General features: G+C 43.9%; 12 protein-coding genes. 6 read left to right on the top strand and 6 right to left on the bottom strand.

Annotation, left to right across the window (positions count from 1 at the left end):
• Window positions 1-65 precede the first annotated feature (65 nt).
• The 5 genes from gatD to QXV08_RS02815 all read left to right on the top strand — a co-directional run bounded on the left by gatD (window position 66) and on the right by QXV08_RS02815 (window position 5,659).
• Entirely contained in the window at window positions 66-1,421 is a 1,356-nt protein-coding gene (gene gatD, locus QXV08_RS02795) for a Glu-tRNA(Gln) amidotransferase subunit GatD (RefSeq protein ID WP_342784723.1), read from the top strand.
• Window positions 1,414-3,330 (top strand): Glu-tRNA(Gln) amidotransferase subunit GatE, encoded by a 1,917-nt coding sequence (gatE, locus tag QXV08_RS02800; RefSeq protein ID WP_342784725.1) that lies wholly within the window; start codon window positions 1,414-1,416, stop codon window positions 3,328-3,330. Before gatD ends, gatE begins: the two co-directional genes overlap by 8 nt.
• Before the next feature lie 522 nt (window positions 3,331-3,852).
• Window positions 3,853-4,203 (top strand): hypothetical protein, encoded by a 351-nt coding sequence (locus tag QXV08_RS02805; RefSeq protein ID WP_342784727.1) that lies wholly within the window; start codon window positions 3,853-3,855, stop codon window positions 4,201-4,203.
• A 51-nt stretch (window positions 4,204-4,254) separates the two neighbouring features.
• Entirely contained in the window at window positions 4,255-5,133 is an 879-nt protein-coding gene (locus tag QXV08_RS02810) for a Fis family transcriptional regulator (RefSeq protein WP_342788047.1), read from the top strand.
• 127 nt (window positions 5,134-5,260) lie between these two features.
• Entirely contained in the window at window positions 5,261-5,659 is a 399-nt protein-coding gene (locus tag QXV08_RS02815; RefSeq protein WP_012608490.1) for a translation initiation factor IF-5A, read from the top strand.
• Here the strand turns inward: QXV08_RS02815 and QXV08_RS02820 are convergent.
• The 5 genes from QXV08_RS02820 to QXV08_RS02840 are packed head-to-tail and all read right to left on the bottom strand — an operon-like array spanning window position 5,656 to window position 12,644.
• Window positions 5,656-6,009, bottom strand: coding sequence for a hypothetical protein (locus tag QXV08_RS02820; RefSeq protein WP_342784731.1), 354 nt, complete (start codon window positions 6,007-6,009; stop codon window positions 5,656-5,658). The two genes, QXV08_RS02815 and QXV08_RS02820, sit on opposite strands and share 4 nt — an antisense overlap.
• A gap of 47 nt (window positions 6,010-6,056) precedes the next feature.
• A complete protein-coding gene (locus QXV08_RS02825) occupies window positions 6,057-6,938 on the bottom strand; it encodes a carbon-nitrogen hydrolase family protein (RefSeq protein WP_342784733.1) in 882 nt (293 codons plus the stop codon).
• Between the two features lie 5 nt (window positions 6,939-6,943).
• Window positions 6,944-10,972 carry a reverse gyrase gene (rgy, locus tag QXV08_RS02830; protein WP_342784735.1) on the bottom strand — a complete coding sequence of 1,343 codons (4,029 nt, stop codon included), beginning with the start codon at window positions 10,970-10,972 and terminating at the stop codon, window positions 6,944-6,946.
• 57 nt (window positions 10,973-11,029) lie between these two features.
• Entirely contained in the window at window positions 11,030-12,466 is a 1,437-nt protein-coding gene (locus QXV08_RS02835) for a sodium:solute symporter family protein (RefSeq protein WP_342788046.1), read from the bottom strand.
• Between the two features lie 10 nt (window positions 12,467-12,476).
• Window positions 12,477-12,644: a hypothetical protein gene (locus tag QXV08_RS02840; protein WP_342784739.1), complete on the bottom strand. Its 168-nt coding sequence runs from the start codon at window positions 12,642-12,644 to the stop codon at window positions 12,477-12,479.
• Window positions 12,645-12,723: 79 nt separating this feature from the next.
• Here QXV08_RS02840 and QXV08_RS02845 point away from each other — a divergent pair, with 79 nt between their 5' ends.
• A complete protein-coding gene (locus QXV08_RS02845) occupies window positions 12,724-13,749 on the top strand; it encodes a MarR family transcriptional regulator (protein WP_342784741.1) in 1,026 nt (341 codons plus the stop codon).
• Here the strand turns inward: QXV08_RS02845 and QXV08_RS02850 are convergent.
• The gene (locus QXV08_RS02850) at window positions 13,736-13,933 is read right to left on the bottom strand and encodes a hypothetical protein (protein WP_342784743.1); all 198 of its coding nucleotides are present in this window, start codon (window positions 13,931-13,933) and stop codon (window positions 13,736-13,738) included. The two genes, QXV08_RS02845 and QXV08_RS02850, sit on opposite strands and share 14 nt — an antisense overlap.
• Between the last annotated feature and the right edge of the window lie 8 nt (window positions 13,934-13,941).

The raw sequence follows: 13,941 nt of genomic DNA on the forward strand, positions 1-13,941 counted from the left end.
CACGTATATTATGCTACTTATTGATATTTAAGCAATGTTTCTATATCTTCTAACCTGGTGATTGAATGGAGTTATACTATGGTTATAGCGGTAATGTTGCCAGGATACTTAGAAGTATAGGGGTTGAACCAGGTGATAGAATAACCGTAGTGTTGAAGGATGGAACCGTTTTCAACGGGATCCTCATGCCCCGCCAGGCCCTTTATTCCGGGAGGCCTGTGCTGGTCTTAAAACTGGATAACGGCTATAATATAGGTTTAAACATTGATGAGGTAAGCGATTTAAGGCTGGCTTCGAAGAAGCAGGCTCATCACCATGGAGGCGTCGAAGCCATTGGGGGAGCAGGGGGGTTACCCCATATAGTATTACTGGGTACAGGAGGTACGATCGCCTCTAGAGTGGATTATGAGACGGGAGCAGTTACACCAGTCCTCACCCCTGGCGAGATACTTGAATGGGTACCGGAGCTGGCTGAAATAGCTGTCTTTAAAGCCAGGGAGGTAATGAGTATTTTCAGCGAGGATATAGAACCGTCTCACTGGGAGAACCTATCCCGGGAGGTATATAAGGAGCTCGCTGAAGGAGTTGATGGTGTTGTAATAGCCCATGGCACAGACATGATGTCATACTCTGCTTCAGCCCTAGCATTCTCAATAGTGAATAAGCCTGTTCCAATAGTATTCGTTGGCTCCCAGAGGAGTAGCGATAGGCCGAGCAGTGACTCAGCTTTTAATCTAAGAGCCGCATTCATAGCTGCCTCTAGGGGTCCTTTCGCTGAATCCGTAATCGTAATGCATGGTGAAACATCCGATACATACGCGCTAGTACATAGAGGCGTGAAAGCCAGGAAGATGCATACTAGTAGAAGAGATGCATTTCAATCAATAAACGATAAGCCGATAGCCAAGGTATATCCTGAGACGTTGGAGGTACGGATCGTGGGAAGAATCATTGAGCACCGTGGTAAAAACAAGGAGGCACAGTTAAAGAATAAATTTGATGACAGGGTAGCACTGGTTAAAGTCTACCCGGGCCTCCAACCAGAGGTGCTCGAGACATTGATAGATAAGGGCTTCCATGGGATAGTCCTAGAGGGAAGCGGGCTAGGACACATGTCTAACAAGCTCATCCCAGTTATAGCGAGAGCTGTTGAAAACAATATACCCGTGGTAATGACTAGTCAATGCCTCTTCGGCCGCGTCAACCTCTACGTCTATAGTACTGGTAGAAGACTACTCGAAGCAGGCGTGATACCAGGCTCTGATATACTTCCCGAGACAGCTTATGTGAAGCTCTCATGGATCCTTGGCAGTGTATCAAGGGATCTTGAGGAAGTTAGGAAAGTTTTCCTCACGAATCTCGCTGGAGAATTCAATGAGAGACACACACTAGACCTCTACCCGAGGTGGAATCATGAGTAGGATCAACTATAGTGAAACCGGGCTAAAGGTCGGCCTCGAGATACATGTGCAATTAGATACAGCGAGAAAGCTCTTCTGTAAATGCCCAACCCTCCTCAGTGAGACAGAGGCCCGGGAAGTATTCACGAGATACCTCAGGCCGGCTAAGAGCGAGGTAGGCGAGGTAGATAGGGCTGCACTGCTTGAGTGGAAGAAGAACAAGAAGTATGAATATGAGTCCCCCTTGGAGTCAAGCTGCCTTGTTGAAGCCGATGAGGAGCCGCCCCATGAGATAAACGAGGATGCATTACTAGTTGCATTAGCATTAGCCAGCTCCATGAACATGAGGATCATTGATGAAATACATGTAATGAGGAAGATAGTTATCGATGGCAGCAATGTCAGTGGTTTTCAACGTACAGCGTTAATCGCTGTAAATGGTTACATAATGGATAACGAGGGGAAAATAGGTATCCAGACACTATGCCTGGAGGAGGATGCAGCTAGGAAGATCGATGAGTCTGAGACCACTGTAAGATATAGAATCGATAGGCTTGGCATTCCACTAGTAGAGGTGGCTACAGCACCGGATATACATGACCCGGAGCAAGCTGTCAGGGTGGCATTGAAGATAGGACAGTTAATCAGGCTCACGGGAAAGGCTAAACGAGGCCTGGGAACCATTAGGCAGGATCTAAACATAAGTATCAAGGGCGGTGCGAAAGTAGAGATCAAAGGAGTGCAACACCTATATTTGATCTCGAAAGTAATAGAGTATGAGGTGTTAAGGCAGCTTAAACTCCTCGAGATACGTGACGAGCTAGTTAAGCGTGGCGTGAGGCCGGAGAACATATCAGATAATATAATAGATGTCACAGATGTATTTAGGGATACAGGTTCGAAAATAGTGAAGAAGGCTCTCTCAATACCTGAGGGCGGCGTATACGCTGTTGTATTACGGGGCTTTAAAGGATTACTTGGGATAGAAATTCAGCCTGGGAGAAGATTTGGAAGCGAGCTAGCCGACTATGCTAGGGTCTGGGGAGGGGTAGGCGGAATCTTTCACACGGATGAGTTGCCAAACTATGGGATCACTAGGGAAGAGGTTCAAGCTTTATACGTGAAGACAGGGGCTGATCCAGGTATAGATGCCATAGTAATAGTAGCAGACGTCAAGCACAAGGCTGTGGAAGCATTAAAGGCGGTGGTCGAGAGAGCCAGGATAGCTGTTATAGGTGTGCCCGAGGAAACACGTGCCGCTAACCCGGATGGTACAACGAAATACATGCGTCCACGCCCCGGCTCAGCCAGAATGTACCCCGAGACAGACATACCACCCATATATGTTACCCCTGCTCTCATGGAGAAAGCCCGCAAATTAATCCCAGAGCCCCCTGAGAAGAAGTTGGAGAAGTATGTAAGGGAGCATGGATTAAGCATGGAACTAGCTAAAGCAGTAATTAATGATTTAAGACTCGACCTCTATGAGAGACTCGTGGAGAAATACAGGGATAGGATACCGGCAACAATTATAGCGTCAACGCTAGTCAACATTATTCCCTCATTAAGGCGTGATGGAGTACCTATCGAGAACATTGATGACTACGTGATCGAGGAGGTCCTAGATGCAGTGGCAAACAATGAGATAGCTAAAGAGGCCATACCAGATGTATTGTCAAGTATAGCGAGGAACCCGGGCAAGAGCATTAAGGATGTTATAAAAGAGCTTGGTCTAGGTGTTGTCTCAATCAGTGAGCTAGACGAGTTGATTAATGAAGCAATAAAGAAGAACATGGATAAGATCACTGCTAAAAAGGAGAAGGCCTTCCAGATAGTTATGAGCGAGGTCATGAAGTCTGTTAGGGGTAGAATAGATGGAGCCCTCGTAGCTGAAAAGGTTAGAGAGAAATTAAAGGAGATACTGAAATAAAATTATGCAGCGATGACGAGTACTCCCGTCAATGAGTGGTGATTAGAAGGCATTTGGCTGAGCTATTTATCTCCACCGCTTTCACTCTATTTAAGACCAGGTTTTATATCTGCGGTAGGACTCAACATCACCTATAACCCTCCCATCTACGATTAATTCACCCAGGCTTGGAGCACTGCTCCCATTACCTAGAAGGATTCATCCCCGATATGAAACGAGATATTTAAGCTTTCCTGCCCCGCGCTTCAGGGTGAATGAGGCTGGCTGGGCGAGGAATACGATTACTTGTCAGCACGCTCGTAATTAACTCATCGCATCGAGCTCGGACCGGGGATACTCATCACTGGGCTTAACATTTATGCCTGGCTCATAATTATTTGTAAGAAGCTATTAAATCGATCTAGCCTAGAGTCGGATCCCCGGTTATTTTAAACTATATTTATTTTAAGGCTTAGGAATACAGTATCATAATGGATGAGGATCCTTGGCCGCACAGATACCCCGGTGGGTAAGTGATGAAATATGGTAGCCTCCGAAGTTGAGGAGGTAATAAAAAGTGTTCTCGCTGAGAACGAGTACAGGGTTATAGTTAAAGATATACGGGAGAAGAGTCTTACAAGCGGGACAATGGGTTTTAGACTGATCTACGGTATTAAGGAGGATAGTGTAGTTATAGCTAGACTAGGCATGAATTCTATTAGGTTAACAGTAATTCTAAGAAATCCGTTAAGCAACGAAAAGGCGTCTCAGCTTGAGGAGGATGGATGGAAAATAGATGTAAGAGATGAAGAGACCATTCTCTCACTAAGAATAAATAATGTTCAAACAGAGGCGAGATATATCTGGGAGTTACTTGTTAAGTCACTGGATTAAAACCACTATTGAATAGGAGAGGCATATTTAATGATAACACGCGAGGTCTTAATGAATGCCATAGCATTACTTAACAACGGGGTCAGCCTCAACATTGTTTCGAAAACACTTGGTGTTAATAGAACCCAGCTGTCAAGGCACCTGAATACGTTGATTAAGAAGAATTTACTGGTTAAATACTTGAATATCTTTATAGATCACCTGCAAACACCTGTTTCCATAGTTATTGGGGAACTTAAGCAGAAGGCAGTAGACCTGAGGTGCCTTCTCGGAAACCCTCCTTTAATCATATCTTATTACTCGTATACATCGCGTCCAACCATCATAAGTTATGTGAGAGACGACTATAGCGGGATAGATGTCAGATCTATAGTTGCCGACACATGTAGGATTGTGTTTTACGGCAGAATATCACGGGTATTAGTACCTATACAAGGGGTTCAAAACCCCGGGTTTACACTCCTAGAGTCCAGCGTATTCATGGATAAGGGTATATTACTTGATGAGGCAGACGAAGTGATAGCCCTCGAGTTATTCAGGCTCTTCAACCCCTGTATATTTGGCAAGTGGAGAACAAGTGACTTGGTTGAAACCCTTAAGAAGAGCCTTGGGGCAAGGGATACCTATCACCATTTCACCAGACATGCCGTAACCTTAACACGCAGAAAATATGTTTATAAAGACAGCGGTATGTACTCCCTAATACTCGCATCATCGGATACACTTGACGCTCTAGCAGCATTACTGAGTCAGCTACATGAATCCCAGATACTTATAGACGTGGAGCAAGCAAACATGGTGAGTACTCATCCATTCATTGGCGTAATTCATGCATGGATATCCCTGGATAAGCTGTATGATCATAGTAAGGGACATGATTTAATCGAGGGTGTTTCATATGCCATTTACCCGGTTTTCTCGGTTCACTAACTGGTAACGTTTACGCTTCATAGTTCTTTCAGTTTCAGAACTCCAGGTATCAACAAGAGAAATTTATTTTTAGGGCTTAAATGGTGTAATAATGCTTATGTGAGCTAATTCACATAGGTGGTGTTCGATGAGTAAGGTATATGATACCCTTGGAAACCTGAAGGTCGGCAGCTTTATAGTAATAGATGGAGAACCATGCAGGATAGTTGAGATGTCCCGTGCTAAGACGGGGAAACATGGAAGTGCTAAGGCTAATGTAGTAGCGATAGGTTTATTCTCGAAGGCTAAGAAAACCCTCGTAGCCCCTGTCGACACTCAGGTAGAGGTCCCGGTTATAGAGAAACATGTAGGTCAGATAATAGCTGATATGGGCACTATGTACCAGGTTATGGATATGGAGACATATGAGACCTTCGAGGTGGAAAAAGACTCCATAGAGGAGGATATTAGAAACAAGCTGGGAGTAGGCTCAGAGGTAGAATACTGGGTTGTAATGGGTAAGAGACTTATCATCCGTCCCCGCTAGATGTCATCCGGTAGAAAAACTGGTTTTTCAGCAAGCGATATTATAGGTATAGCTATGCCTGGCCTAGGGTTCTTGGAGAACTCTATTTTTTCATCACTGGTGCTAACTATAATATAGTTCGCCTCCTCAATACCCTCCATATCGGTTGAATAATAGTAGAATACGGGGATTCCATAATACTTATAGTAATCTCTGAAAACACCTAGTATACCCAGATATGTCTTCCCTCTATGTTTGAACCTAATAATATACGTGTTAAACTGGTGTGGAATCATCGTCGACGTTGCAAGCCTCACAAGATCGTTTAATGAGGCGACCTTGATGGGGACAGCCTTCTCTACTTCCTCCAAAGTGGTCACCTACACCAGCTTTCCCCGATTTTATCCCGGAAATTCCCTTATTTTTCCAGTTTTCTTAATTGTCCTGACACAAATTTAAGGATACCGATTGTTTCCTCCTTGTTTGCCTCATGTATTCTACTTGTCATCTCCTTATAGGGTATCGATATTAATGCTGGGGTAGCATCACTATACATTGTAACCAGTCTTCCCTCGGGATCCACTATCATGGAGTTTAACACATACTTATTGTCTTCAACAACGAATATTCCGCCTACATGAATAACCCATCTATTCAGCATTTGTGCTAGTGTTTTCACGATGTCGACATAGTTTTCAACTGGTTTTAATGGCGATATAGTAGCCACTAATGTATTACAGCCTCTTATAGATCCTATTCTACCGAACTCTGGTACTAGGATTTCCCGCGATATAAGAGCCATGTACTTCAAGTAATGGTCGTCGAAGACTATTATTTCACGTCCAGGGTTAACACCTATTTTCTCCTCATCGCTTGATACAAGTATTTTTCTCTGGGATAAATGCTTCTCCACGTCCTCGAAGGATATGAATACTGTGGAAACATAGTATTTACTCCCCGAGCGCTCCATTATTGCGGGGGAAATAATATTCAACCCGTAGTTAGCTGAGAGATATTTGAGTGTTCTAAGATATGGATGCTCCTCATCTATACCGTATCTCCTGCGAAATTCCTCGGCCTTCATGTTTTTCGAGTATAACTCGATAACGGGTCCGAATGCGGCTGAGTATGGTATGATAAGTGTGTATATATTTCTCTCACTAGCATAGAACACTATTTTACGTATATTGTTGAGGTTTATCCCGAAGGCGTTGAATAGTATTGGTATATGTGCTATCCCGAGCCTTGGGCCGGAAATACTTTTATATAGTTCAACTAGATTAAATCCCTCGATGCTCAACTAGATCACGTCGTTGAGACACATCTTTCATTATATTCTTTCTCCAGTGAATCATTGATGTCCTTGTTTTCAAGCACTATATTCTTTACCTCTCTATAGATCTCTTCTAATACCTCCTGGTAATCCCTCTCGCCTCTACTGATCTTCTCCATTAGATCCTCGAGTCTCCTAGTAGTATCCACGCTGACTATGTCACCATAGTGATCTTTAAGGAATTTCAACACGTATCTACCGCGTTCTACGGGTATCAGGGCTTTCGCCTCCCCGCTTACTATCACGTATCTCCTATCTATTATTGTTTGAATTATCTTAGCATAAGTGCTCGGCCTACCAATACCCTTCTCCTTCATCCATCTCACTATATCATGGAACCTCAGCATTGGTGGCTTAATTACTTCGCCCTCATGGATCTCCCCGTCAATCCTCCTGCCAGGCTCACTGGGCTTCAACCTGATGCCCTGAACCAGCTCGATGTTCTTGTATACCTCAAGGTATCCTTTTTCAACGGCTTCAGTGTATACCTCAGAATAGTATTCACGGTTCTTTATAACCACTTTAAACTTCAACTTCCTTAGTTTAGCTGGTCTCATCTGGCTCGCTATAAACCTTCTAAATATGAGGTCGTAGAGCCTTATATGGTCTTTCGTGAATCTCACAGACAATGTTAACACTCCTTCCTTGATTAATTCAAGAAGCCTGTCAGCATCTATAGGTCTCGTCGGACGTATCGCCTCGTGTGCCCCGCCCTCCCCCCACGTCCTGGCCTTAAAGTAGGATTGAGCTCTCTCCCCGTATTTCTCCTCAAGGTATTGTCTAGCTATGGAGATGCCTGTATCACTTACCCTTATACTGTCGGTTCTATGGTAGGTTATAAGGCCTGTCTCGAATAGATTCTGTGCTATCTCCATTGCCCTTACAGCTGAGAGCCCGAGACTCCTTGATGCCTCCTCTAATAGCGTGTCTGTTGTAAATGGTGGCAGCGGGTTAACCTCCTCTACATCCTCACCTATAACTATTATTTCAACTGGTAGAGGTTTCTTCTTGTTAAGAGATTTTATAACTCCCAGTTCCTCGGCATCGATGTAAGGTATCGTGACTTCTATGAAGTCGCCTATTTCTCCAACATATATTTTTATTCTATAAGACCGTCTCTCAGGCTTCTGTCTTTCCTCCGTTTCCCTGATAACATATTCTAAGACAGGGGTTTGGACTCTTCCAGCACTCAGATTCCTATTCGGGGTACAACAGTCTAATTCGTGTGGCTCAGAATCCTCTTTCTTCCTCCTCGCTGTTTTATTCTTAAGGTACTCGGAGCAGTATTTCAGCCACGCATACTTTTGAACCTTCTCTGAGAGGGAGAACCCTAGCCATCTATCATCTATCCTTCTAACAATCTGGGATTCTACAAGCTTTAGATCGAAGTCTCTCGGGTTCTTGAGAGCGTTGAGAATTGCTTTTCTAGTGATCTCGTGGAATTCTATTCTCTTGATATCACTGGCGTAGGGCTCTAGTAATACCCTTAAATCCCAGGCTATTTTCTCTCCCTCTGCATCAGGGTCTGTACCTATTAAGACGACATCGACTTCCTCAGCTAACTCCCTCAGGGCCTTTACGATGTCAAGTTTCCTTATGACACGGGATACTTTACCATTTATTCTACACCTGGGGCATTCACTCGTATCATCTATGACTTCATCCGTGAATTGATGCCCGCTGGAGCACTTCTTAATATCCGTGTACACCGGGATGAACCTGTTCTCTACCTTTAATACGCCGTAAAGGCTCTCACTCATTGATTCACCAGGGTTATCAGTGATCAAATCATACACATGCCCGGCGCTCGCCACTATGGAGAGCACGTAGTTTCCAACAGTTACCTCGTATACTTGTAGAATATTCTTTACGACTCTAATACTTGGTTTACCGAAGAAGTTGGCTATGGTCTTGGCCTTGTTGGGTGATTCAACTATCATTAATGCTGTTTTAACTGGTTCAACCTGTGTAGTGGCTTTTGCCCCCTCTCTAATGACCTCGGCAACCCTTCTTCTCTCCTCCTCTATCTGCCTTACTAATTCCTCTAAGTTTACCTGGTCTAGTGGTACCATGTTAAAGTCCTCGAAAATCCATCTCATCCTCTTCACTAAGCCGTTCAATAGTCTTTCATCATCAATCAATGTTATCGACAAGCCCTTGGTTATGCCGCCTGGATAAAGTCTTGAAGCTCTACCACTAGCCTGGATATATGTTGCGACATCCGGTATTAACATATAGTACTTATTACCCTCTCTAATGACGCCTATATCCCCTAGGCTAGATATTTTATTCCATGTCTCATCCTTTGAGAGCTCCTCCTTGATTATTTTATATGCCTCCATAGCATCCCTTAGAAACGGTGTCTCCTCGACGGGCTCCCCCCTGAGCTTCTTAGCTAGCTCCCCTCTAATCATCATCAATGCGCCGGGGCTCATTCTCCTGATTTTACTTGATAACCTACCGATAAGTCTATCAATGGCTTCTTTTCTCTCCCCTTCGCTGGCGTCGCGGAGCACTGTGAGGATTCTGAGTAGATCCGTTGGCGATAACTCTTCGAGCTCCGGGGCGAACTTATGCCTGGGGACCCCGATGAACATAATGTATTTCACTCTTTCCGGGAGATCTATCCCCCTGACCATGACTCCATAATAGGTTGCCACGCCAACAAGTATGTTTATTTCCCCCCTCGCAAACGCGTCTAGTAGTTTAGCGGGTTTCCCAGAGTGAAACGCCTCAGCATTCAACCCCTTCTCTTTGAGTAGTGATGCTATTTCCTCAGCGTATTCTACTCCCCTATCAACTGGAACGAAGATCAGTAATCCATCACGGAGCTTAAGGGCTAACTCGACTATTTTTTCCTTTATCTTTTCCTCTATCTTTTCCTCAGTGTCTTTAACGGGCCCGATGTAAGTATCCACTATGTTTCTAATAGCCTCTGGCTTCGATCCAGCCTCGAAGTTCATGAATATCTTAAATAGCTTCGGATAGATCCCCCTAGGCCTACCGGTGGCAGTATTTACTAAGAGTATAGTGTTTATATTCTGCTTCACAGTGGAGATTTCTTTTTCAAGGCTTTCCACTTCTTTCTCTAATTTACTTCTTTCCTCACCGCTTAGAACAGTTAGCTTGGACCTTGCCTTAACCAGGGTTAACGCCTTATCAATGTATTCGTCTCCAATACCTATGATATTTAATACTCTCCGGACAGCCTTCCCACTTTTTAGCACAGCATCAACGTCATCCATGACTATTAGCTTGAAATTCTTGTTCTTGAGGAGCTCGTAGTGCTTATGCATGAATGTGCTTGTGGTGAGGAGTATATCGAAGTCTCCCTCCTTGAGCCTGGTTAAAGCAGCCTCCTTTTCTTTTTTACCCTGGTGTCCATAGATGCAGAGTATCCTCAGGCAGTTGCTACCCCAGTTGCCATCCATGCAAACATCAATACCGAGGTTCCTCGAGAAATCCCTTATCTTCCTCTCAGCTTGAAGTAGGAGGGGTGTCGTAGGGAAGACTAGGTAAAACCTCTGCTCTTCATTTCTGCTTCTAGAGCGTGAAGCGAGATAGAGTGTAGCTATAAGCGAGAAAACTGTTTTACCCATGCCGGTGGGAGCCACAATGCTGAATGATGAGCCCTTTAGAATACGCCGGGCCCACATTCTCTGCGCACTCCACATTTTAAAGCCTGTTGCCTTCTCGAAGAACCTCTCGAAGTCTTTTAACACTTTCTCATTCTCCACGAGTTTCCTTAAATCGCCGGACTCCTTTAGCTTCTTACTTAACTTATTATAGTAGAGTTCAAGAAGTTGTAGGCGAGTGATCTCCCCGTTTAAATCCTTAATTACGGCTTTAAATCCCTCTTCATCTAAACACTTCGAGCAGGGAGCTTTAAAGATTAGCCTGTAATCATCTATAGGACCCCCACAATTAGGGCAGGCGTGACGGTAAATTCCATGGGGTTTAAACTCTCTAAAACTCTCTAGTAAGGTCTTTAAATTAATCAATGTAATTCACCATTAGATAAAAACGTTTTCACCGAGTATTTTTAAATTTTTTCTTGCTCACACACGTGTATAAGCATCGATAAGGAGTCCTATGAGAAGAATCATTGTGGAAACCAACAACACCCAGAGCGATATCGGGATACCCATGTATATCGATGTAAATGCCCTACTACCGCCATTCACAAAGGTGCTCACGCCTGCTATGAAAACTCCCACTACAATGGAGGCGATAGCGGCTGTCCTGGTATATTTTCCAATATATTTATTCAGGTAGATTCCAAGAATAGTCAGCGGGGCTAGTGGTAGGAGATACACCGATGTCATCACGCTTAAGTCAACGATATAGGTTATCCTTGCATACGCTAGAAGTGTTGAGAGGGCAACCAATACCAGGCTAACTAGGTTGAGTATCACTAGGGAATCCTTGTCCCCATGGCTCCTTATCTCTCTATAAATACTGCTGGCTACTGCATGAATAATGCTATTCACTGTTGAAACGGCTGCTGCAACTATTGATACAGCTATTAATGAGCTGATCAATGGGTTGAATAAGTTAAGCAGGTAAATAGTTACTTCATCGCGTTTAAGATTCTGTGGAATCAACCCGTTTTCAGCGAACCCTCTTGCAAGGAGCCCAGCTAACACGACTATTAGAGTATAGAGTAACCCGTAGAACGCGAATAACGATACACTTCTCTTATAGGTTTTCTCATCCCTGTGAATGAATAACCTTATAACGACCTGTGGATTCGTGACAGCGAAGAAGATCCATGGTATAGTATATGCTAGAAAGACTTGAGGCGACCAGAAACTAGTTATCCCGAGGAAGCCTTTCTCACCGCTAGACATTAACGCTTTTACAGGTTCAATATTAAACACTGCTCCAGGGAGCGTTAACTGGGTAATAAATAGTAATCCACCAACTAACATGAGAAGAGCCTGATATAAATCAGTTGTAGCGATGCTCCACATCCCAGCTATGAATATCCATGTATATGTTATAGCGGCACTTATAATAGTCCCCACCATAGGGTCTAGGCCAGCATAGTTGAAGATTATTGTGAGCCCCTGTATTTGTGCTGCTGTGTATGGCACCATTACGAATAAATAGAGGAACGCGGTAAGTACGCCCAGGTATCTCGATGAATATAGGTCGCTGAGCATTTGTGAAGGAGTCATCCACCCATTTATCCTTGATAACTCCCATATCTTGTAGCCTATTGTTGAAAGCAGTATCACCGTTACTAGTAGATATAGTAATTCAAAGCCTAACGCCCCTACACCTGTTGCATAGGTTAATCCAACTAGCCCTATCATCATAAACGCGCTATAAGTTGTGGCTGCATAGGTTCCGAAGCTGACTATACTACCGACTCTACCTCCCGCAATAATATAGTCTTTCGTGGTCTTGATATTCATTCTCCTGGATGCATAGGCTATTACGGTGCCCATGATTATATATATTACTAGTATAGCGATGAACAAGATATTCATGGATCACACCCTAGACGCGCCTCAAGTATATTATTGAGACGGTGATCCACGTGATCGCTAGTAGGATCCAGAAGAGGAATAATTCTAATCCTTTAGCATTATACAGGATGAGATATGGCACTATATAGCTAGCCATAATCACGAGGATGCTTCCCAGCATATAGAGTTTCCTTAACATGGGATCACCGAACATATGTTCGATAAAATAAAAATATGGAGTAATTTATAAATTTAACCAGTGGTTAGAGGCATAAGGCATGGATAAGGGTTTACGGGAAACAATACTGAAGCTACTCTCCAGTATGCAGGGCAGGGAGATACCCCAGTCATACATACATAGAGCGCTCAACGCCTCCAAGAGCAGGGTTAGCGAGATACTTAAGGAGCTTGAGAGGGATGGCCTTATAGAGAGGAGAAGCATTGGTAGAAGCAAGATTATCTATGTCAAAAAAGGTATCGCTGAGAAAACCATCAAGCACGAGCCAAAAACACTTAAACTCGGCATAGTCTACTCAAGCGAGTACTTATTCCTAGGGTACTTTATTGATAAATTGAGGGAGAAAGGGTATAGTGTCCATGTAGAGGTATTTAAGGATGGATTAGATACCACACGCGCCCTAGCCGAGGGGGAGGTAGACCTAGCCCTCTCACCATTAGTCAGCCAGCTATACATGTATCCATTATATAAATCCTACAGGATAATCGCTGGCGGCATGACAGGAGGCTTTAAGATTCTTAGGTCACCTAATGAGGGAGAGGGCATTGTGGTTTACTCAAGTAGAATTAGTACCATGGATTATGTTAGATCAGAATACATTGAGAAATCTGGGTTGAGGGGCGCAGTTAAAACGATTTACTTCAAGTATCCCGACCTAGTAAGCAACCTCAACAGGATTAAGGGATATGTTATCCTATGGCATCCGCTTTACCATTTATTTAGGAATAAGGGGTTCCAGGATTTAACCAGTAAAACCGGGATAAGCATTGGGAATTGCTGTACACTCGCGGTATCAACTATCTTTGACAGCGAAACCGTTGAGCTGATTAGGAAGACATACCTAGACTCCATTAACAGATATATTGGAGACCCATATAGATATCTAAGCTACTACTCAGCCGTAACGGGAATACCTGTCTCAGTATTAAGCGATGCGGTTGAATCATATAAGCCCTCTCCGGAAGTCGATATACAGACTATTAGAGACATTGTTTCCAAGCTAAATAATGGACTCCCAGATAGCACTATATATTATGAGGCCGTTTCCTATCCTAGGTCATTGTAGGTCTCGCTAGGATGGGTTGTGCCTCGATCCTGTGCTTCACTGTGGCTACAAGCCACTCCACGCAGGGGTCATGGGCACCCTTCGGGGCAAACGGCACCCTCCCCACATCTAGGAGGCGTTTCTTAACTAGGTTTACGGCTCCTATGACATCTCTGTCGTGTTTAAAACCCTCTACACAGGGCACCAGTCATA

This window comes from Desulfurococcus sp. (assembly GCF_038881575.1).
Classification (GTDB): domain Archaea; phylum Thermoproteota; class Thermoprotei_A; order Sulfolobales; family Desulfurococcaceae; genus Desulfurococcus.